This is a genomic window from Mesorhizobium sp. A556 (assembly GCF_054489545.1).
This window is the reverse complement of sequence record NZ_JBTMXA010000003.1, coordinates 37646-56121: the sequence shown is the minus strand read 5'-3', so window position 1 is coordinate 56121 and position 18476 is coordinate 37646. Positions and strand designations below refer to the sequence as shown.

The window sequence follows — 18476 nt, the reverse complement described above, 5'->3', positions numbered from 1 at the left end:
AGATGGTACAGATGTTGGCCCCTGAAATGACCATGATCGAAAACGTCGCCGAGAAAGCCGGGAAGACGAAGATCGAGGTGAAGAACCTCAACTTCTACTACGGCCAGTCGAAGGCGCTGAAGGACATCAGCCTGTCGCTGCCGGAGCGCAGCGTCACCGCCTTCATCGGCCCGTCGGGTTGCGGAAAGTCGACGCTGTTGCGGGTGTTCAACCGCATCTACGAGCTTTATCCCCGGCAGCACGCCGAGGGACAGGTTCTGCTCGACGGCCAGAACGTGCTCGACCGCTCGCACGATCTCAATTTGCTGCGCACCAAGATCGGCATGGTGTTCCAGAAGCCGACGCCCTTTCCGATGTCGATCTACGAGAACATCGCTTTCGGCATAAGGCTCTACGAAAAGCTTTCCAGGAGCGAGATGGATGGCCGCGTCGAGCAGGCGCTGAAACGCTCGGCCTTGTGGAACGAGGTCAAGGACAAGCTCAATGCCAGCGGTCTCAGCCTTTCCGGCGGCCAGCAGCAGCGCCTGTGCATCGCGCGCACCGTCGCGGTGAAGCCGGAGGTGATCCTGCTTGACGAGCCGGCTTCGGCGCTCGATCCGCTGTCGACCGCCAAGATCGAGGAACTGATCGACGAATTGCAGGCCGACTACACCATCGTCATCGTCACCCACAACATGCAGCAGGCCGCCCGCGTCTCGAAGCAGACGGCTTTCATGTATCTCGGCGAACTGATTGAGTTCGACAAGACCGAGAAGATTTTCACCTCGCCAAGCGAGAAGCGCACGCAAGACTATATCACCGGCCGTTTCGGCTGAGCGCGCGTTCCAGACACCGATACGAGGACCAGCATTATGAGCGAACATACCGTCACGGCCTTTGACCAGGAACTGCGGCAGGTCAGCCGGCTCATCCGCGACATGGGCGAACTTGCCGGCGCGATGGTCGGCGGGGCGACGCTCGCGTTGCTGCATGTCGACGTCGCGCAGGCGCAGCGCATCGTTTCCGACGACGCCATCATGGATGCGCGCCAGCGCGAACTGGACGACCTTGCCATCACGATGATCGCCAAGCGCCAGCCGATGGCCGACGATCTGCGCGCCGTGGTCGGCGCGATCCGCATGGCTGGCGACCTGGAGCGCATCGGCGACCTGGCCAAGAACATCGCCAAGCGGGTCGGCGCCGTCGGCCAGAGCGCGGTGCCGCGAGAACTTTCGCATTCCATCGACGGCATGGCGCAACTGGTGCTGGAGCAGGTGCGGGGCGTCATCGATCGCTACGACGCGCATGATGCCGCCGGCCTTGTCGCGCTGCGCAACGACGACGAGCGCATTGACGTGAAATATACTTCCGTGTTTCGCGAACTCCTGACCTATATGATGGAAGACCCGCGCAATATCACGGCATGTACGCATTTGCTGTTTTGCGCCAAGAATTTGGAACGCATCGGCGATCATGTGACGAATGTCGCTGAAAATGCCTATTACGTGCTGACCGGGCAGCAGCTTCCCGCCAATCGTCCAAAATCGGACGAAATGACCGCGCCGACGCCGGCGGCTTGACGAACGAGGCAGGAAACACACGAATGATCGCACCGCGCATCATGGTGGTTGAGGACGAAGAGCCGCTGGGCGTGCTGCTTCGCTACAATCTCGAATCCGAAGGCTATCAGGTCGAAGTGGTGACGCGCGGCGACGAGGCCGAGATAAGGCTGCAGGAGAACGTGCCTGATCTTCTGGTGCTGGACTGGATGGTGCCTGCCATATCGGGCATCGAACTATGCCGCCGCCTGCGCATGCGTGCAGAAACGGAGCGCCTGCCGATCATCATGCTGACCGCGCGCGGCGAGGAGAGCGACCGGGTGAGGGGGCTTTCGACCGGGGCGGACGATTATCTGGTCAAGCCGTTCTCGACGCCGGAATTCATGGCGCGGGTCAAGGCGCTGCTGCGGCGCGCCAAACCCGAAGTTCTTTCCAGCGTGCTCAAGGTCGGCGAAATGGTGCTCGACCGCGAGACGCACCGCGTCTATCGCAACCAGAACGAGATCAAGCTCGGGCCGACCGAATTTCGCCTGCTGGAATTCATGATGCGTGCGCCCGGCCGCGTGTTTTCGCGGGGCCAGTTGCTCGACAATGTCTGGGGCGAGGCGATCTATGTGGACGAGCGCACGGTCGACGTCCATGTCGGAAGGCTGCGCAAGGCTGTCAATAGCGGTCATGGCCAGGACGACGTCATCCGCACCATTCGCGGCGCGGGCTACGCGATCAAGGAAGGCTGAGGCAATACGCCGGACGGCCGCACGGCATCCGAGGTTCCCGGCGCGAATATTTCCTGATCGACGAAAGTCAGCGCGCGCATGGCGCAGCCTTCGCGGATAAGCGGCAGTTCGTTCGGTTCGGTGTCGAAGGAGATGGCCTTCGAATGATGGCCGCCTGCGGTTTTGGCGATGGCCTCGCGCAGCGCCGGTTCGATGAGATCGAAGGCCGTGGCCCCGATGCCGACCATGGCCACCGGCGCCGGGTCGATCAGCGCGAACAGGCTGCCCAGACCAAAGCCGAGCGCTTCGCCCGCCTTGCGGAAGGCTTCGCGCTCCGGTCCGGGGTGCTTTCGGGCGGTTGCCGCCAGCGCCTGCAACGCTTCATCCGATATGTCCGACGCCGGCTCGTCGTTTTCGCTGCCTTGCCGCGCATTGCGCCAGATGGCGTAATTGCCGGCATAGGCTTCGATGCAGCCGCGCCGTCCGCAGCGGCAGAGCGCCCCGTCCGGCCGGTGGATCATGTGGCCGAACTCGCCGCCGGACGAGTGCGTGCCGGCAAACAGTTCGCCCTTCAGCACCATGCCCATGCCGATGCCGTGCGACAGAAGGATGGCGATGAAATCGTTCCTGTAGCGGCCCGGATCGCGCCAGCGCAGCGCCACCGCCATCATGTTGCAGTCGTTCTCGACGACGGCGGGAATGGCGAACTCCGCCTCGACCCTATCGGCGAAGGCAATGTCGGTATGCGGCGTGATCGGCGACCACAAAAGGCAGCGCGATGCCGAGTCGGTGATGCCCTGGATCGCCAGCGCGATGCGCGCGATGCCCGATCCGTTCGGGTTGGAACGCTCAACCTGCCGCCGCACGATGGCAAGACACTCGCCGACCAAGGCATCGCGGGACATCGCCCGCGTGTCGAGGCGACGCTGCTCTTCGGCAATAACGGTGCCGGAATAGTCGATCGTCGCGACGGAAAGGGAATTGAGCGACAGCACCAGGCTCAGCACCGCGGTGGCCGCCGGATTGAGGGCCAGTCCCACCTGCGGGCGCCCGCGCCTGGGTGCGGGGTGAACACCTTTGCCCTCGGTCAGGATGCCTTCGCCGATCAGGTCGGCCGAAATGGCGGAAATGGTGGAATGGCTAAGCCCGGTGACGGCTGCGATCTCGGTGCGCGACAATTGCCCGCCGGCCCGGCGCACCGCCGCAATGACCATCGCGCGGTTGCGCCGCCGCAGGTCGTCATGGCGCATCCCGACTGTCATTTTGCCTGCTCCTCCAGCGCCATCGCCCTTTCGTGACTTTGCCGACGGTTCGAACCCTTCTACAAGTAGTGGCAGAAGCTAGGGATGCTGTCATTGATTATTTCGGGTCACGAAAAAAATCGATGAAACGATTGAAACGCTGTTGACAGCGTTCGGGCATTGGGTGAGTATTTTTTCGAAGCCCGAAATAAAGGCTTCATTGCCGGCCCGGAGCGATCCGGATCAACAAGGTCGCGCCACACGCGGCGCAGGGAGGATGTCATGAGGAAATTCACTGCCGCCATTCTGGCGGGTGCTGCGCTGTCGATGACGCTAGTGTCGTTGGCCCAGGCGAAGGACAAGGTCATCGGCGTCTCGTGGTCGAACTTCCAGGAAGAGCGTTGGAAGACCGATGAAGCCGCGATGAAGAAGGCGATCGAGGCGGCTGGCGACAAATACATTTCCGCCGATGCGCAATCGAGCCCGGCCAAGCAGCTTACCGATGTGGAGAGCCTGATCTCGCAGGGTGCCACCGCGCTGATCATTCTGGCGCAGGACGCCTCGGCCATCGGCCCGGCCGTGCAGAAGGCGCTGGACGAGGGCATCCCGGTCGTCGGTTACGACCGCCTGATCGAGAACAAGGACGTGTTCTACCTCACCTTCGACAACAAGGAAGTCGGCCGTATGCAGGCCCGCGAAGTGTTCAAGGTGAAGCCGGAAGGCAACTACGTCTTCATCAAGGGCTCGGGCGCCGATCCAAACGCCGACTTCCTCTTTGCCGGCTCGATGGAAGTGCTGAAGCCGGCCATCGACGCGGGCAAGATCAAGAATGTCGGCGAGGCCTATACCGATGGCTGGCTGCCGGCCAACGCGCAGAAGAACATGGAGCAGTTCCTGACCGCCAACGACAACAAGGTCGATGCGGTGGTGGCGGCCAATGACGGCACCGCCGGCGGCGTCGTCGCAGCGCTGACGGCGCAGGGGCTGGCCGGCACCGTGCCGGTTTCGGGCCAGGACGGCGACCATGCCGCCCTCAACCGCATCGCGCTCGGCACGCAGACCGTGTCGGTGTGGAAGGACGCGCGCGAACTCGGCAAGAATGCCGCCGAAATCGCCTCGCAACTCGCGGACGGCAAGGCCATGACCGATATTCCCGGCGTGAAAGATTTCACCACGCCTGGCGGAAACACGGTCAAGTCGCTGTTCCTGACGCCCGTCGCCATCACCAAGGATAATCTGAACGTCGTCATCGACGCCGGCTGGATTTCCAAGGACGCGGCCTGCGCCGGGGTCAAGGCGGGCACCGTCGCGGCCTGCAACTAAAAACCGGCGGCGAGAAACCGTCGCTGGTCGACCGTCGCGCTCTCGTGGGCGCGACGGCCTTTAAGAAAAATCCAAAAGCCAGTAGCATTGCGATCCGACAGCCGGTGGGAGGAAACCATGGCCGACACGACGACGAGCGCACCGGCTGAAGGCGCGCGCGCTTCCGAACTCGGTGCGGTGGCCCGTTTCCTGAAGGCGACCGAACTCGATACGCGCATGCTAGGCATGGTAGGCGCCCTCCTGGTCATCTGGGTGGGCATCCACCTCCTGTCGGGCGGTCTTTTCCTGACACCGCGCAATTTGTGGAACCTTTCGGTGCAGACGTCGTCCGTCGCCATCATGGCAACGGGCATGGTGCTGGTCATTGTCACGCGCAACATCGATCTCTCGGTCGGGTCCGCCGAAGGCGTGATCGGGATGGTCATGGGCGTGGCGCAGGCCGTGCTCCTGATCCATGTGGTCGGCCTGCAATCGGGCAACCCGTTCATCTGGATCATCGCGCTCGCCTGCGGGCTTTTGCTGGGGATGGCCATAGGCGGCCTGCAAGGCGTCATCATCGCCTATCTTGAAGTTCCTTCCTTTATCGTCACGCTGGGCGGCCTGCTGGTCTGGCGCGGCATGGCATGGATGATCACCAGCGGGCAGACGGTCGCGCCGCTTGACGCCACCTTCCAGTTGATGGGCGGCGGTCCGCGCGGTTCCATCGGCGCTACCTGGAGCTGGGTGGTGGCAATCGTCGCCTGTGTCGCCGTGGTGCTCATGCTGCTCAACGGCAGGGCGCAGCGCAAGCGCTTCAAATTCCCCTTGCGCCCGGTATGGGCGGAAGCGTTTCTGGGCGCGGTCTCCTGCGCCGCCATCCTCGGTGCGGTCTGGGTCGCCAATTCCTATCCCTGGCCCATCGGCATCGTGCGCCGATATGCAGAGCAGAATGGCATAACCGTTCCCGAAGGCGGCCTGTTCATCGCCCACGGCATCGCCATACCCGTGCTCATCGCGATTGCGGTGGGCATCGTCATGACCTTCATCACCAGCCGCACCCGCTTTGGCCGCTACGTCTTCGCCATTGGCGGCAATCCGGAAGCGGCCGAACTTGCCGGCATCAACACGCGCTGGGTAACGGTCAAGGTGTTCATGATCATGGGCATTCTGGCGGCGGTCAGTTCCGCCATTTCCTCGGCGCGCCTCAACGCTTCGACCAATGCGCTTGGCACGCTGGACGAGTTGCTGGTGATCGCGGCTGCGGTGATCGGCGGCACGTCATTGGCCGGCGGCTCCGGCACGATCATCGGGGCCATGCTTGGCGCGCTTTTGATGCAGTCGCTCCAGTCCGGCATGGTGCTGCTGGGCATCGATTCGCCGCTGCAATCGATCGTGGTCGGCGCGGTGCTGGTCCTCGCCGTATGGCTCGACACTGTCTACAAAAAGCGCGTGTAGGGAGAATTCATCATGGAAGAAACCCGTACGCCGCTCATCGACCTGAAGAATATCTCCATCGCCTTTGGCGGCATCCGTGCCGTCGACGACGCCTCCGTCGATCTTTTCCCGGGCGAGGTGATGGCGCTGCTCGGCCATAATGGGGCAGGCAAGTCGACGCTGATCAAGATCCTGTCCGGCGCTTACAAGCGCGACGGCGGCCATATCTTTGTCAATGGCGAGGAAGCCTCGATCTCCAACCCGCGCGACGCCAAGAAATACGGGATCGAGACGATCTACCAATCGCTGGCGCTGGCCGACAATGTCGATGCCGCAGCCAATCTCTTCCTCGGCCGGGAACTGATGACGAGTTGGGGCACGCTGGACGACGGCGCTATGGAGGCGGAAGCGCGCAAGGTCATGGGCCGGCTCAACCCGCGCTTCCAGCGCTTCAAGGAACCGGTTATCAAGCTATCCGGCGGCCAGCGCCAGTCGGTGGCCATCGCGCGCGCCATCCTGTTCAACGCCCGTATCCTGATCATGGACGAACCGACGGCCGCACTTGGCCCACAGGAGACGGCGCAGGTCGGCGAACTGGTGAAGCAGTTGAAAGCCGACGGCATCGGCATCTTCCTGATCAGCCACGATATCCACGACGTCTTCGATCTGGCCGACCGGGTCTGCGTCATGAAAAACGGGCAGGTCGTCGGCACGGCGCGCACCACCGACGTCACCCAGGACGAGGTGCTTGGCATGATCATCCTGGGTAAATGCCCGCCCGGCGCAATTCCCGGCCCCGGCGCCCTGAAGATCGCTGCCTGATTGATTCGCCTATAACGTGTCTTGGACAACCATTGCGTGCATTTTTGGCGTGAACCCTCCTGCTTTGTGTTAGCCTGTGAACAGGATAAGAAGGCTTGGAGTATTCATGGGTCAAATCTGCAGTTGAAGAAGCTTTTTCCGATCGTCGCGTTCGTTGCGGTAGCGCTTATCAGCCTGACCATGGCGGGGTTCGCTTATTTCGCGACGCAGGAAGCGGCCCGGATCAAGTTCGAGGCGACCGCCGACGATGCGCTCTCCCGCATCGAGAGCCGCATCAACCTGCATTTGTCCCTGTTGCGAACGACGCAGGCCCTGATCGATGCCCGCCACGGGGAAATTTCCCGTCACGAGTTCGATGGGTTTTTCAGGGCCATCGATGTCGACCAGAATTTTGCCGGGCTGCGCGGCATTGGCTATTTGCGATTGGTAAAAGCCGGCGACGAAGCAGGCGCGGAGCAGGAAATCCGCGCCAATTACGGGCTCGACCGGGCGATCTTTCCGGCTTCGAAATCCGACTGGCGGGCGCCTACCGTTCTTTTCGGACCTCTGGCCAGCGGCAAGATGGCGGGGCTAGGCTATGACATGCTGACCGATCCCCTGCGCAAGCCGGCGATCAAGCGCGCCCTGCTGGACGATGAGCCGCACGCAACCGGGCGGCTTACCCTGGGCAAGGTCTCGGGAAGCGGCGATCTGTTTACCGGGTTCCTGGCGTTTTTACGCATTGGGGAGGAACCGACACCGGGGAAAGGTGTGACGCCGGGTCAAGGTGGGGCGCCAGGTCAGGGGGTGGCGGCCAGCCACGCTCCCAGTGGCGTTCTCTATGCGGTTTTCCGCAGCGCGCAATTGTTCCAGGTTGCGCTCAACAAGGCGCCGTTGCTGCCGGTTAATGTCGAAATTTATGACGATGGCGATGCCAAGGACAATCTTCTGTTTCGGTCCGAGACGCCGCCGTCGTCGGGCCTCGGCGAGAAGCTTCTGGTGACGAGAGAACTCACCGTGGCAGACAGGAAGTGGAAAGTTCTTTTCCGGCCGACAAGCACGTTCTCGCCGCCGTCGTCTGGCGCCATACCCGTCATGCTGGGGCTTTTGGGCCTGTTGCTTGCGGGTGCGATCGCGCTGGTTGCCCGCTTCCAGCAACGGGCCTACGAGGCGGCGTCGTCGCTGCATGAGACAACCGAGAAGAGCCTGCTGGAAAAGGAACTGATGCTTCAGGAGATGAAGCACCGCATCAAGAATTTGATTGCGCGCGTTCTTGCCATCGCGCGCCAGACCGCGGCGGGATCAGACGGGATCGGCGAATTCGCGTCGTCGTTCTCGGCAAGGTTGCAGGCGATGGCCGCTTCCCAGGACATGCTGACGCGCTCGCGCTGGCAGAAGGCGGACCTGGGCGACCTGTTGCGCATCGAGCTTGGCCAGGTTTTCGGAAAGGATTTGCCGGACAGCCTGCTGGCTGGGCCGCAGGTCCTGCTGGATGAGACGACGACGCAGGCGCTTGGCCTGACTTTTCACGAACTGGCTACCAATGCCTTGAAATATGGCGATGCCGGCAAACTGGCGGACGCAATCAGGATACGCTGGCGGCTTGAAGGGCGTTCGCGCAGCCGCAAGCTCATGCTCGACTGGCAGGAAACGGGTCAGAAGCAGCTGGAAGCTCCTGTCGAGACGGGCTTCGGCACCAAACTGATCGACATCAACATTACGCGCGAACTGGGCGGTTCCATCATCCGCGATTTCAAGCAGGATGGGCTGAAGGTCGCAATTATTATCCCGCTGCCCGAGTAACCGTCGAAAAAAAGGCCGGTCGAGCCGGCCTTTTATTGGTAGCGATGTAATCGCGGATTATCTGCAGCGAGCGGTATAGATGCGGCCGTTATGATCCCTGTACTGGCAATAGCCATTACGAAGGTTGCGCACCAAAAGGCCTGAACCAGCGCCTACGGCCGCGCCGATCAGCGCGCCCTTGCCGCCACCGGCAATGCCGCCAATGACCGCGCCGGCTGCGGTTCCGACACCAACGTCCTGTTCGGTCGTGGTGCAACCGCTCAATGCAACTATCGCCACCAGGGCAAGAGCTATTTTCCTCATAAACGCACTCCTCTCATTTTCTGTCTCTCGATGACCGTCCCGGCGCTTCTATATCATGCGACCGTGGAATCTGCCTAGCACCCCCTGAAGGGAGATACAGCTTGGTGAAAAGGCTCTCCCGCCTTCGAAGATCGGGTCTGTGGTTGTTGAGTTCAGGAACGCTCTGACGCACGGAATGTTCCACGCGCGATTTCATTGCCTGCAAGGTTTTTTCTCGGGGCGAGCTTAAATCGGTTGCGCTGCAGGCCTAGGCCCAGACGAATGCGCCCAGCACGAGCAACGCTATCGCAACGACTGCGAGTGCCGCGACGCGAAAATTGCCGGTGTGCGGCAAGGGTTTGGCAGGCGCATCGGCATCGGCGAACCCGCCCATCGAAAGGCGGGCGGCGTGTTCCAGTCTGTTCATATCGGTGACAGTCAAGCCCGCCTCCATCCGATGAATAGCCACGATCGGCCTGCAAAGCCAGCATCGGCATTTATGGTAAATGGTACGTTAACAGAGCGGAATTGGTCCTAATCCGTTTCGAAATTGCCTTGCGGAACGGTCAACCGATACTCCAGCCGGCCGCCCACGATCTCGAGCGACGATGTTCCGTTCAGCGACGAAGGCACGATCCGTTCCAAAGCAACGCTGCCGAACTTCTTGTGCTCATGGCGGGTGTTGATGCCGACGATTTCTATCCAGACCAGCGAGAGCGTTTTTTCGCCAGTGTCGGACGTCAGCAGCCGCGCCGTGATTTCCACAAAGCCGTCGGGCTGTGAAAGTGCGCCGTAGCTGACCGAATTGACCGCCAATTCGTGCATGGCAAGGCCGATATGCAGCGCGGCGTTGGGATTAAGGTAAGGATTGTCGCCACTGAACCGGAGGCTCAGCTTCGGATTGGCACCATAACGGCTGACTTGTCCGGAAACGAGTTCATGCAGTTCCGCGCCGCGCCAGTTCGACGACGTCACCAGATCCTGCGACGACGACAGCGAATGCAGGCGCCCCCGGAACCGCGCGAGAAACTCGGCTAGGGTGTCGGAATAGCGTCCGGTCTGGGTGGCGATGCTCTGAATGATCGCGAGGAGGTTCTTCGATCGGTGGCTGACTTCGCGCAGCAGGGTCTTCAGCGTCTGTTCGCGCCGCTTCTGTTCCGTCATCTCGACTTTCGTGGTTACCACGCCGACGATCGAGCCATCGTCATCCCGGTCGGCATCGATCCATATCTCGAACCACCGCAGGCCGTTGGGGCCGGGACCGTTTATCTCGAGGCGCAAGGGATTACCCGAAGCCAGAACATCGCGGCGGGCAGCGTCGATCCGCTCCCCCTGCATGGGCGTCATCGCCCCGCCGGCGGTCTCTTCCGTCGCCAATGGCGTGCGCATATTGCGGAACCAGACGACGTTGAGGGTGCGATCCTGATAGAGCACTGAAATACCGGCATTGCGCAGCGCGTGAAGCAAGGCACGGTCAAGCTGCGCTTCCCTTTCAGCGGGCAACGCGACGATTTCATCGCCTGCATGGGCTTTATGGCCGTCTCCGGCTTCGGAAATCATCTGCCAACCAGTTTACTACATGACCAGCTGAACGGCTGTGACGGGATAGGGTTCCAGTGGACCTTGGTCCAAGCCGGAAAGGAGTTGCGATAAAAGTTCCGCCGGGCGACATCCCGAAGAATATCACCCGGCGGCGGCTGGAAACCGTTTGAGGGGGGCGGCTTCCAGTTTGGCATTGGAGCGTCCTGCAGTCCGCACGAGAACATTCCCTTAAATGCTCCCTGCGCTCATGCTCGCCTGAAAATGCCGGCAATAAGCGAAATCACCAAGAACGCCAGGAAGATGAAGAAAAGAATCTTGGCCAGTCCCGCCGATGCGCCTGCTATCCCGCCAAAACCCAACGCGCCGGCAATGATTGCCACCACCAGAAATACAAGCGCCCAATAAAGCATGATCCACCTTGTAATTGTTACAGGCAAAACGCGATGCCAAGCTAATTGTTCCGCCGTAAAGTCTTGACCGGTCAGGCCGCCACTTTTGCCTGCCTGTCGAAGAACAGGGCCTGGCTGATCAGTGCCTTGACCATATCGGGGTTAAACGGCTTGGTGACCAGGAACGCCGGTTCCGGGCGCTCGCCGGTGAGGAGGCGTTCGGGGAATGCCGTAATGAAGATGACCGGGACGGAGGTCGACGACAGGATTTCGTTGACGGCATCGATGCCCGAACTTCCATCGGCAAGCTGAATATCCGCCAGCACCATTTTCGGGCGGGTCTTGCCAAAAAGCGCGACCGCTTCACTGTGGGTGCGCGCGGTGCCGACAACGCGGTGCCCCAGGCTTTCCACCATCTCTTCGATATCCATGGCGATCAGGGGTTCGTCTTCGATAATCAGGATGTCGGTTGCCACCTGGCGGGAGATTTCGTTGCTGGCCTGCGAAAGCAGGTCCGAAAAATCGTCTTCGCCGACGCCGAGAATTTCGGCGGCTTCCTGTTCCGAAAAGCCTTCGACTGCGACCAGCAGGAAAGCCTGACGCGGCAGCGGCGCCAATGCGTTCAAATTGGCGGCGGCGTGTTGCTCCCATGCCGACTGGGCCTGCTCTTGCGGAACCCGGATGGCGATCGACGTGAACAGCTTGGCAAAAATCTTGTAGAGCGCGATGCGCTCGCTGGAAGCTTGCGGATAGATCTCCACATCGGCGATGATGGCTTCGAGCATGGCTGCTACGAGCGCGTCGCCGCTCTCCTGCGAACCGGAAACCGCGCGCGAGAAGCGGCGCAAGAATGGCAGATGCGGTGCAATTGTCGCGGATAGGCTCATGGTTGATGTTTCCCTCAAATGACGTCTTCGAACAGGATGCAGGCCGGTCGGATTGCAAGCCCGGTCTTACAAACGTGAGGCGGTGTAAAAAGTTCCGTCAGGCGGGAACTTCTTTCGCCGACTGGCGTTATCGGGCGTTGTATGTGCATAAACAAGCGGGGAATAGCGTTTTGGGCCTGTTGGGGGACTGATGAAAGAAAAAACACAATATCCGGCGGGCGCCGTGCGTCGAGGCCCGTTTGGTGATCCATTGGGGCCGAATTCAGAAATCGGCCGAAAATTGAAGCAATATTACGACGATCTGGTCTCCGATGAGGTGCCGGATCGCTTCGCCCAGTTGCTCACGCAGTTGGAACAGGCCGAGCCCTCAGCGAAGAAGGGGTGACGATGGCCGTCTCACAGGCATTCAAGACGGATTTGCTCGCATCCATTCCGAGTTTGCGAGCGTTTGCGGTGTCACTGTCGCAGAACGCCGACAAGGCGGACGATCTGGTCCAGGAGACTTTGGTGAAGGCCTGGGACAAGCATGAAAGCTTCCAGATGGGCACCAATCTCAAGGCCTGGCTGTTCACTATCTTGCGGAACGAATTTTATTCGCAGATGCGCAAGCGCGGCCGCGAGGTGCAGGATAGCGACGGCATCATGACCGCGCGGCTGGCCGTTCATCCTGCCCAGCACGGGCAACTCGACCTCAAGGATTTTCGCTCCGCGCTGGAACGGTTGCCGGAAGACCAGCGCGAAGCGATCGTTTTGATTGGAGCGTCAGGCTTCTCCTACGAAGAAGCCGCGGAAATTTGCGGCTGCGCGGTCGGCACGATCAAGAGCCGGGTCAGCCGCGCGCGCTCGAAGCTTCAGGAAATCCTGAAAATATCCGGCGAGGACGAGTACGGGCCGGATGCGATCTCCGCTCAGGTAATGGGCATATCGACCAACTGAGGGCTCGGCCGGCGGAAGCTCGCCGCGACCGCTTCGACCAGATCGGCGCCGGCATAGGGCTTTTCAATGAGTGCGATGCCGGGAAAGATCGACCGGATTTCGTCGGTTTCCGAATAGCCGGTCGCAAAAACGAACGGCACCGCGCAGTCCTTGAGGCGTTGCGCGAAATCGAGGGTGGAGACGCCTCCCAGCATCAGATCGACGATGGCGGCGTCGTACCGACCGGCAATGCCGGCCTGATCCAGCCCGTCCAGGCTTCGCACGATCGTGACTTCGCTTGCGCCATGGTCGATGCAAAGCTGTTCCACGTCCATGGCGATCAGCAACTCGTCTTCGAGGAGGAGAATGCGCAGGCCGTCAAGCAATGATGACAAATAGGTTAACTCCATCCGTTGGCGGCTCCTCATGGAGGAAATTCGGCGGAGCGTCATTTAAAAATGACACTCCCGCTTCACAAAATGCTGCAACGCGACATAATCGCATCGGCACCCCTTCAATGGGGAACGACGGAACCTTGGCCCGCACCGGACGTTCATACCGGGCAAATGAAGGAGCAGATAATGGCAGCTACTGGAAAGTCCGAGAATATCGGCAACCCGAATGCGGATATGGAAGCGGATATCCGCCAGCTCAAGGCCGATATAGAGCAACTTACCAAGCAGCTAGCCGCGACCGGCGAGCACGGTTATGGCGCGGCCAAGCGCGCCGCGACGGAAGGCGTCGAGCAACTTCGGGCGCAGGGCGAAGCAGCGCTGGGATCGCTACGCGGAAACGCACAGGATATCGAGGCGCAGATCGTCGCCGGCGTGCGTGAAAAGCCGGTCACCTCGCTGGCCATCGCTGCCGGCGTCGGATTCCTTTTTGCCCTGCTTACGCGTCGCTAACCGCCCATGGGGACGCTTGCATCGCTGATCGCGGGACTGGCCTCGGGCGAAACGGTTGCCGCCCTGCGGCGTGCGCGCCTGGCCCTCATCGCCTATGCTCTTTCGTCGGTGGCTGCACTGTGCGGAGTGGGCTTTCTGGTCGGCGCGGCCTACATTTATGTGGCCCGTATCCATGGCGCCGTTACCGCTGCCCTTTGTTTCGGGGCTGGCTTTCTGGTTCTGGGCGGGCTGATCCTCCTGATTTTCAAGCTTACCGCCGGCAGCCGGCGTGAACGGCAGGTGAAGAGCCGCAAGACCGACATGACGGCGGTCGGCGTTACCGCCGCACTGGCGGTTGTGCCGACGCTGCTGCGCGGCAAGGGAGGGCTTGGCGCCCTTCTGATGCCTGCAATAGCTGCCGCCGCCTATGCGATCTATCGCGAGAACACAAAGACCGACGGTGACACCGGACCGGATCGCCCGGAATAGAGCGTGCCCGGAACCTTACCGGCAGGCGACCATTATCCTGCGTGCCCTGGCGTTCCATGGGCACAAGGACATGGAGGCCGACGATGACCAAAATCATTCCCGGGCAGAAAGCCAGGCAGGGGGGCAGGGGCCTTCGGGTTCTCTGGGTCCTGATTATCGCGCTCGTTCTGGCCACCATAGCATGGGGAGCCGCCGAGTTTTACGGCGAAACGATAGACAACACGACGCCTGCCGGCGACACTGGCACTAGCCAGGGGCAGATTCCGAAAGGCTGACCATGCGGGCCTGTGGAACAGGTTTTACTCCGCCTTGGATGGCGTGGCCTGCGGCACCAGCGCGTTGAGCGCGCCGGGATGGATTTCGAAGACGGTTTCCGGCTTCAGCTTTATCAATTCCCCGTCCATGGCCGCATACAACTTTTTGCTGGCCGAATGGATTTCCAGAACCACTTTGTCGGTCCGGGTGATGTCGACATGCTGGTTGTCGCGCCATTTTCCGCGCGCGACGCCGAGAAAGAACCGGATCAGTTCGCCCCGCTGCCGCGTCGTGGTCACATAGACCCCGAGCGTGCCGCCGGCGGGGTTTTCGGCATAGGGCAGCGTGCTTTCGCCAAACAGATTATTGGTGATGCCGATTGCGCTGGTGCGAAGCCTCGTCTTCGTTTCACCGATGGCCAGCGTCACTTGCATGGATGGCGGGTCGTTGAGGATCGTCCACGCCGCGCGGGCCGAAGCCCGGATTTTGCCCAGCCGCGAGCCGAACTCCATCCTGTCGCGCAACTGCACCATTTTGGCGTGCATGCCGATCGAGAATTGATGGACAAAAGGTTCGCCGTTGGCGCTCGCCAGGTCGACGGGCATGATCCGGCCCCCGGCAAACGCCTTTATGGCATCGTCCATGTTCTGGGGAATGCCGAGCCCGCGCGCGAACAGGTTCATGGTGCCGGCGGGAAGGATGGCGAGCGCCTTGCGTTTTCCCATCAGGCGTGCCGCAGCAGCTGAAATCGTTCCGTCGCCGCCGCCTGCCAAAACCACGTCGATACCGCGTTTGGCGACCGCCTGGTCGAGGGCTTTGGCGATATCGCCGCCTTCGACGACATCGACGGTGAGGGAGTGGCCGGCGGCTTCCAGCGTTTCGCGCATGCGCTCGCAAAAGGCCGGCATATCGGTTGTTTTGAGCGTCCCGCCGTCCCGGTTCAGCACCGCCGCAAATTTCATGGTCGCTCCCGTCGCGCGATAAAGCCGGCGCGAATGGCCGGCTGTTCGATGAACGGCGCGAAGCCGGGAAAGTTGCCTTTTCCAAAAGGCGGATTGGGCTGGCCGCACACTCGAAGCAATTCGACCCCAGCAAATTCGGAACAAGAAGTGGGTCGCGACGTTGTGAAAGTGCAGATGCCGCGCCCGACATTCCCAGCGACGGTTCAACGGACGCGGCGTGCACGTTTTCACATACAAGGAGAGACTATCATGTTCCGCACACTTATGGCTACGACCGCATTAGCAACACTTCTGGTATCGGGGGCTTACGCCCAGGACAGCACGGCGCCGGCTGAAACGACGATCCCGGCCGTGCAGCCAACGGCTCCCGCTGCCATCGTAACACCCGCCAATGGCAGCCTCACGACCAATATCATCGGTGAATCTGTCTATAACGGAACCGCAGACGATGCCGAAAGCATCGGCAAGGTAAGCGATGTGGTTTTCGATGATGCCGGCAAGGCGAAAGCCATGGTCATCGGCGTCGGCGGTTTCCTCGGCCTTGGCGAAAAGAAGGTCGCCTATGACTTCAGCAAGCTTCAGTGGGCCGAAAAGAACGGCGACCGCTGGCTGGTGGCCGAAACCAGCAAGGACGAACTAAGGGCGCAGCCAGCCTTCGATCCGGCACCTTATGAGCCCACGGCTGCACAGGCGCCGGCCGCTACCGCTCCAGCCGATACCACAACCACAGCGCCGGCAGACAGCGCCATGGCTCCCGCGGCGCCGGCAGACGGCACCGCAACGGCCCCTTCGGCCGATACGGCACAGACGGAGACGGCTCCGGCGGATACCGCCCCGGTCGTCAAGGCGGAGGGTAACCTTGCCAGCCAGATCATCGGCGAGAACGTCTATAATGGTACCGGCGACGATGCCGAGAATATCGGCGACGTGAACGACATCGTGGTGGCCAAGGATGGCCAGGCGCAGTCGCTCGTCATCGGGGTTGGCGGCTTCCTCGGCCTGGGCCAGAAGAGCGTCGCCTTCGACTACGACAAGGCGCAGTGGGCGACCAAGGACAACGACCGCTGGCTGGTTGTCCAAGGCAGCAAGGAAGAACTGACGGCGCTGCCGGCCTTCGACCGCAAGGCCTATGATCCCGCGCCAGCGCCTGCGGCAGCGGCCTCCAGCGACGTGACCGCTCCGGCGCCCATGGCTGCGGCCCCGGCCGATACCACGACAGTCGCGCCTTCCACGGACACGGCGCAGGAAGCGCCGGCTGCGGACGCCACCGCCGATGCGACACAAACGGCTGCGATCGACAAGTCGGCCCTGACCGAAATGCCGGTCGGTGACATAACCAGCAAGGAACTGGTGGGCACGACGGTTTATGGCGCCGACAACGCCAATGTCGGTGAGATCGGCGATGTCGCGCTTTCCACCGACGGCAAGGTCGACGCCGTGATCGTCGACGTTGGCGGGTTCCTCGGCATGGGCGAGAAGCAAGTTGCCGTCGGCATGGACAATCTGAAGTTCATGACCGACAAGGACGGCAACAAATATCTCTATACGGCCTTCACCAAGGACCAGTTGGAGAAGCAGGCTCCCTATGACAAGGGCAGCTATGCGCAAAAGCGCGACGAGCAGCGCATGATGCTGCAGTAGCACCGCGCTTCGGTAGCCTGAATGACGAAAGCCCGCGCTTATCCGGCGCGGGCTTTTTTTGAATCGGTCCCTCTTCACCGTGAACCATGCCGTTCGCATTGTTCATTTTTGGAGTGTAATTCTTGCCGCGAACGAAGGAAGGACAGGAAGCAATGACGGAACAACTGCCGGAGATAGAACTGGAAGACAATGGCTCGAAGGGCCGCTATGTGCTGCGCGGGCCAGATGGCGCCGAAGCCGAGATGACCTTCACCAAGATCGGCGAGCAGAAGATCATCATCGATCATACGGGCGTTCCCGACGCATTTCGCGGGCAGGGTGCCGGATTGCGGCTTGTGACAAGGGCCGTCGAGGACGCTCGCGCGGCAGGCAAGAAGATCATTCCGCTATGCCCGTTCGCTGCCGCTCAGTTCCAGCGCCACAAGGAATGGGCAGACGTGCTGGCGCGGTGATATTCTAGCGCGTCGGAACGGGATGTTCGCCGCGATAGTCGTAGAAGCCGCGTCCGGTCTTGCGGCCCAGCCAGCCCGCTTCGACATATTTTACCAGAAGCGGGCAGGGGCGGTATTTCGAATCCGACAGGCCGTCATGCAGCACCTGCATGATCGACAGGCAGGTGTCGAGGCCGATGAAATCGGCCAGTTGCAGCGGCCCCATCGGATGGTTGGCGCCGAGCTTCATGGCGGTATCGATGGCTTCGACGGAGCCGACGCCCTCGTAGAGCGTGTAGATCGCCTCGTTGATCATCGGCAAAAGGATGCGGTTGACGATGAACGCCGGAAAATCTTCTGAAACCGTGATCGCCTTGTCCAGCCGGGTCACATAGGCCTTGGCCGCCTCGAAGGTCTGGTCCTCGGTCGCAATGCCGCGCACCAGTTCGACCAGTTTCATGAGCGGCACCGGATTCATGAAATGGATGCCGATGAAGCGCTCCGGCCGGTCGGTCTGCGACGCAAGGCGGGTGATGGAGATGGACGAGGTGTTGGTGGCGAGGATCGCCTCGGGATTGAGCTGCGGACAAAGCTGCGCGTAAATCTTGCGCTTGACGGTTTCGTCCTCGGTCGCCGCCTCGATGACGAGGTCCGCGCCGGCGAGATCGGCCATCGACGCCGCCGTGGAGATCCGACTCATGGCGTCCTTGCGGATCTTTTCCTCCAGCTTACCGGCCCCGACCTGGCGGGCCATGTTGCCGTTGATGGTGGCGATGCCTTTTTCGATGCGGTCGACGGAGATATCGTAGATCAGCACGTTATATCCGGACAGGGCCGACACATGGGCAATGCCGCCGCCCATCTGGCCAGCCCCAATGATGCCGATCGTTTCAATCTTGCTCATGACCTGATCCCGTTAACCCGCCGCTCATTTTTTGTGCAGTGCAAACTAGCCTGTTTTTTG

The 18476-nt window shown here is 61.3% G+C and carries 23 protein-coding genes; 14 read left to right on the top strand and 9 right to left on the bottom strand.

Annotation, left to right across the window (positions count from 1 at the left end; genetic code table 11):
- Positions 1-2 precede the first annotated feature (2 nt).
- Genes pstB through phoB form a run of 3 tightly spaced genes read left to right on the top strand, consistent with a single transcriptional unit; the run spans position 3 to position 2275 of the window.
- Positions 3-815 (top strand): phosphate ABC transporter ATP-binding protein PstB, encoded by an 813-nt coding sequence (gene pstB, locus ACX3P0_RS08700; protein WP_459087920.1) that lies wholly within the window; start codon positions 3-5, stop codon positions 813-815.
- A gap of 36 nt (positions 816-851) precedes the next feature.
- Positions 852-1559, top strand: a complete 708-nt coding sequence (gene phoU, locus ACX3P0_RS08695) for a phosphate signaling complex protein PhoU (protein ID WP_459087919.1) — start codon at positions 852-854, stop codon at positions 1557-1559.
- Positions 1560-1582: 23 nt separating this feature from the next.
- A complete protein-coding gene (gene phoB, locus ACX3P0_RS08690) occupies positions 1583-2275 on the top strand; it encodes a phosphate regulon transcriptional regulator PhoB (RefSeq protein ID WP_459087918.1) in 693 nt (230 codons plus the stop codon).
- On the opposite strand, the gene ACX3P0_RS08685 is transcribed toward phoB, so the two are convergent.
- Complete coding sequence (locus tag ACX3P0_RS08685; protein ID WP_459087917.1) at positions 2254-3516, bottom strand: ROK family protein; 1263 nt, start codon at positions 3514-3516, stop codon at positions 2254-2256. The genes phoB and ACX3P0_RS08685 overlap by 22 nt on opposite strands.
- A 261-nt stretch (positions 3517-3777) precedes the next feature.
- Between ACX3P0_RS08685 and xylF the strand changes: the two genes are divergently transcribed.
- The 4 genes from xylF (at position 3778) to ACX3P0_RS08665 (ending at position 8835) form a co-directional block, all read left to right on the top strand.
- Positions 3778-4818: a D-xylose ABC transporter substrate-binding protein gene (gene xylF, locus ACX3P0_RS08680; RefSeq protein ID WP_459087916.1), complete on the top strand. Its 1041-nt coding sequence runs from the start codon at positions 3778-3780 to the stop codon at positions 4816-4818.
- A gap of 117 nt (positions 4819-4935) precedes the next feature.
- Positions 4936-6252 carry a sugar ABC transporter permease gene (locus tag ACX3P0_RS08675; RefSeq protein WP_459087915.1) on the top strand — a complete coding sequence of 439 codons (1317 nt, stop codon included), beginning with the start codon at positions 4936-4938 and terminating at the stop codon, positions 6250-6252.
- A gap of 12 nt (positions 6253-6264) precedes the next feature.
- Complete coding sequence (locus ACX3P0_RS08670) at positions 6265-7053, top strand: ATP-binding cassette domain-containing protein (protein ID WP_459081522.1); 789 nt, start codon at positions 6265-6267, stop codon at positions 7051-7053.
- A 123-nt stretch (positions 7054-7176) separates the two neighbouring features.
- Positions 7177-8835, top strand: coding sequence for a CHASE domain-containing protein (locus tag ACX3P0_RS08665; RefSeq protein WP_459087914.1), 1659 nt, complete (start codon positions 7177-7179; stop codon positions 8833-8835).
- A gap of 57 nt (positions 8836-8892) precedes the next feature.
- On the opposite strand, the gene ACX3P0_RS08660 is transcribed toward ACX3P0_RS08665, so the two are convergent.
- The 5 genes from ACX3P0_RS08660 to ACX3P0_RS08640 all read right to left on the bottom strand — a co-directional run bounded on the left by ACX3P0_RS08660 (position 8893) and on the right by ACX3P0_RS08640 (position 11935).
- Positions 8893-9138: a YMGG-like glycine zipper-containing protein gene (locus ACX3P0_RS08660; protein ID WP_459081520.1), complete on the bottom strand. Its 246-nt coding sequence runs from the start codon at positions 9136-9138 to the stop codon at positions 8893-8895.
- A 247-nt stretch (positions 9139-9385) separates the two neighbouring features.
- Entirely contained in the window at positions 9386-9559 is a 174-nt protein-coding gene (locus ACX3P0_RS08655) for an LPXTG cell wall anchor domain-containing protein (protein ID WP_459087913.1), read from the bottom strand.
- Between the two features lie 92 nt (positions 9560-9651).
- On the bottom strand, positions 9652-10677 hold the full coding sequence (locus ACX3P0_RS08650; RefSeq protein WP_459087912.1) for a sensor histidine kinase: 1026 nt from the start codon (positions 10675-10677) through the stop codon (positions 9652-9654).
- A gap of 227 nt (positions 10678-10904) precedes the next feature.
- A complete protein-coding gene (locus tag ACX3P0_RS08645) occupies positions 10905-11069 on the bottom strand; it encodes a DUF1328 domain-containing protein (RefSeq protein WP_459081516.1) in 165 nt (54 codons plus the stop codon).
- Between the two features lie 71 nt (positions 11070-11140).
- Positions 11141-11935 carry a response regulator gene (locus tag ACX3P0_RS08640; protein WP_459087911.1) on the bottom strand — a complete coding sequence of 265 codons (795 nt, stop codon included), beginning with the start codon at positions 11933-11935 and terminating at the stop codon, positions 11141-11143.
- A gap of 190 nt (positions 11936-12125) precedes the next feature.
- On the opposite strand from ACX3P0_RS08640, the gene ACX3P0_RS08635 reads away from it, so the two are divergent.
- Both ACX3P0_RS08635 and ACX3P0_RS08630 read left to right on the top strand, forming a co-directional pair.
- Complete coding sequence (locus ACX3P0_RS08635; RefSeq protein ID WP_459081513.1) at positions 12126-12320, top strand: NepR family anti-sigma factor; 195 nt, start codon at positions 12126-12128, stop codon at positions 12318-12320.
- Between the two features lie 2 nt (positions 12321-12322).
- Positions 12323-12871, top strand: a complete 549-nt coding sequence (locus ACX3P0_RS08630) for a sigma-70 family RNA polymerase sigma factor (RefSeq protein WP_459081512.1) — start codon at positions 12323-12325, stop codon at positions 12869-12871.
- Here the strand turns inward: ACX3P0_RS08630 and ACX3P0_RS08625 are convergent.
- Positions 12844-13245 carry a response regulator gene (locus tag ACX3P0_RS08625; RefSeq protein ID WP_459081511.1) on the bottom strand — a complete coding sequence of 134 codons (402 nt, stop codon included), beginning with the start codon at positions 13243-13245 and terminating at the stop codon, positions 12844-12846. The two genes, ACX3P0_RS08630 and ACX3P0_RS08625, sit on opposite strands and share 28 nt — an antisense overlap.
- 183 nt (positions 13246-13428) lie before the next feature.
- Between ACX3P0_RS08625 and ACX3P0_RS08620 the strand changes: the two genes are divergently transcribed.
- From ACX3P0_RS08620 to ACX3P0_RS08610, 3 genes are all read left to right on the top strand, one after another.
- Positions 13429-13755 carry a DUF883 family protein gene (locus ACX3P0_RS08620; protein ID WP_459088215.1) on the top strand — a complete coding sequence of 109 codons (327 nt, stop codon included), beginning with the start codon at positions 13429-13431 and terminating at the stop codon, positions 13753-13755.
- Positions 13756-13761: 6 nt separating this feature from the next.
- On the top strand, positions 13762-14223 hold the full coding sequence (locus tag ACX3P0_RS08615; RefSeq protein ID WP_459087910.1) for a hypothetical protein: 462 nt from the start codon (positions 13762-13764) through the stop codon (positions 14221-14223).
- 83 nt (positions 14224-14306) lie between these two features.
- Positions 14307-14498: a hypothetical protein gene (locus ACX3P0_RS08610; protein ID WP_459081509.1), complete on the top strand. Its 192-nt coding sequence runs from the start codon at positions 14307-14309 to the stop codon at positions 14496-14498.
- 24 nt (positions 14499-14522) lie between these two features.
- Here ACX3P0_RS08610 and ACX3P0_RS08605 read toward each other — a convergent pair whose 3' ends face one another.
- A complete protein-coding gene (locus ACX3P0_RS08605; protein ID WP_459087909.1) occupies positions 14523-15440 on the bottom strand; it encodes a diacylglycerol/lipid kinase family protein in 918 nt (305 codons plus the stop codon).
- Between the two features lie 249 nt (positions 15441-15689).
- Here ACX3P0_RS08605 and ACX3P0_RS08600 point away from each other — a divergent pair, with 249 nt between their 5' ends.
- The gene (locus tag ACX3P0_RS08600) at positions 15690-17081 is read left to right on the top strand and encodes a PRC-barrel domain-containing protein (RefSeq protein WP_459087908.1); all 1392 of its coding nucleotides are present in this window, start codon (positions 15690-15692) and stop codon (positions 17079-17081) included.
- Positions 17082-17233: 152 nt separating this feature from the next.
- The gene (locus tag ACX3P0_RS08595) at positions 17234-17533 is read left to right on the top strand and encodes a GNAT family N-acetyltransferase (protein ID WP_459087907.1); all 300 of its coding nucleotides are present in this window, start codon (positions 17234-17236) and stop codon (positions 17531-17533) included.
- Positions 17534-17537: 4 nt separating this feature from the next.
- On the opposite strand, the gene ACX3P0_RS08590 is transcribed toward ACX3P0_RS08595, so the two are convergent.
- Positions 17538-18416: a 3-hydroxybutyryl-CoA dehydrogenase gene (locus tag ACX3P0_RS08590; RefSeq protein ID WP_459081505.1), complete on the bottom strand. Its 879-nt coding sequence runs from the start codon at positions 18414-18416 to the stop codon at positions 17538-17540.
- Positions 18417-18476: the final 60 nt, after the last annotated feature.

Bases quoted from the DNA above. Each gene is read 5' to 3' on its own strand.
- pstB (WP_459087920.1), top strand. From the start codon at position 3: ATGGTACAGATGTTGGCCCCTGAAATGACCATGATCGAAAACGTCGCC.
- phoU (WP_459087919.1), top strand. From the start codon at position 852: ATGAGCGAACATACCGTCACGGCCTTTGACCAGGAACTGCGGCAGGTC.
- phoB (WP_459087918.1), top strand. From the start codon at position 1,583: ATGATCGCACCGCGCATCATGGTGGTTGAGGACGAAGAGCCGCTGGGC.
- ACX3P0_RS08685 (WP_459087917.1), bottom strand. From the start codon at position 3,516: ATGACAGTCGGGATGCGCCATGACGACCTGCGGCGGCGCAACCGCGCG.
- xylF (WP_459087916.1), top strand. From the start codon at position 3,778: ATGAGGAAATTCACTGCCGCCATTCTGGCGGGTGCTGCGCTGTCGATG.
- ACX3P0_RS08675 (WP_459087915.1), top strand. From the start codon at position 4,936: ATGGCCGACACGACGACGAGCGCACCGGCTGAAGGCGCGCGCGCTTCC.
- ACX3P0_RS08670 (WP_459081522.1), top strand. From the start codon at position 6,265: ATGGAAGAAACCCGTACGCCGCTCATCGACCTGAAGAATATCTCCATC.
- ACX3P0_RS08660 (WP_459081520.1), bottom strand. From the start codon at position 9,138: ATGAGGAAAATAGCTCTTGCCCTGGTGGCGATAGTTGCATTGAGCGGT.
- ACX3P0_RS08650 (WP_459087912.1), bottom strand. From the start codon at position 10,677: ATGATTTCCGAAGCCGGAGACGGCCATAAAGCCCATGCAGGCGATGAA.
- ACX3P0_RS08645 (WP_459081516.1), bottom strand. From the start codon at position 11,069: ATGCTTTATTGGGCGCTTGTATTTCTGGTGGTGGCAATCATTGCCGGC.
- ACX3P0_RS08640 (WP_459087911.1), bottom strand. From the start codon at position 11,935: ATGAGCCTATCCGCGACAATTGCACCGCATCTGCCATTCTTGCGCCGC.
- ACX3P0_RS08635 (WP_459081513.1), top strand. From the start codon at position 12,126: ATGAAAGAAAAAACACAATATCCGGCGGGCGCCGTGCGTCGAGGCCCG.
- ACX3P0_RS08630 (WP_459081512.1), top strand. From the start codon at position 12,323: ATGGCCGTCTCACAGGCATTCAAGACGGATTTGCTCGCATCCATTCCG.
- ACX3P0_RS08615 (WP_459087910.1), top strand. From the start codon at position 13,762: ATGGGGACGCTTGCATCGCTGATCGCGGGACTGGCCTCGGGCGAAACG.
- ACX3P0_RS08610 (WP_459081509.1), top strand. From the start codon at position 14,307: ATGACCAAAATCATTCCCGGGCAGAAAGCCAGGCAGGGGGGCAGGGGC.
- ACX3P0_RS08605 (WP_459087909.1), bottom strand. From the start codon at position 15,440: ATGAAATTTGCGGCGGTGCTGAACCGGGACGGCGGGACGCTCAAAACA.
- ACX3P0_RS08600 (WP_459087908.1), top strand. From the start codon at position 15,690: ATGTTCCGCACACTTATGGCTACGACCGCATTAGCAACACTTCTGGTA.
- ACX3P0_RS08595 (WP_459087907.1), top strand. From the start codon at position 17,234: ATGACGGAACAACTGCCGGAGATAGAACTGGAAGACAATGGCTCGAAG.
- ACX3P0_RS08590 (WP_459081505.1), bottom strand. From the start codon at position 18,416: ATGAGCAAGATTGAAACGATCGGCATCATTGGGGCTGGCCAGATGGGC.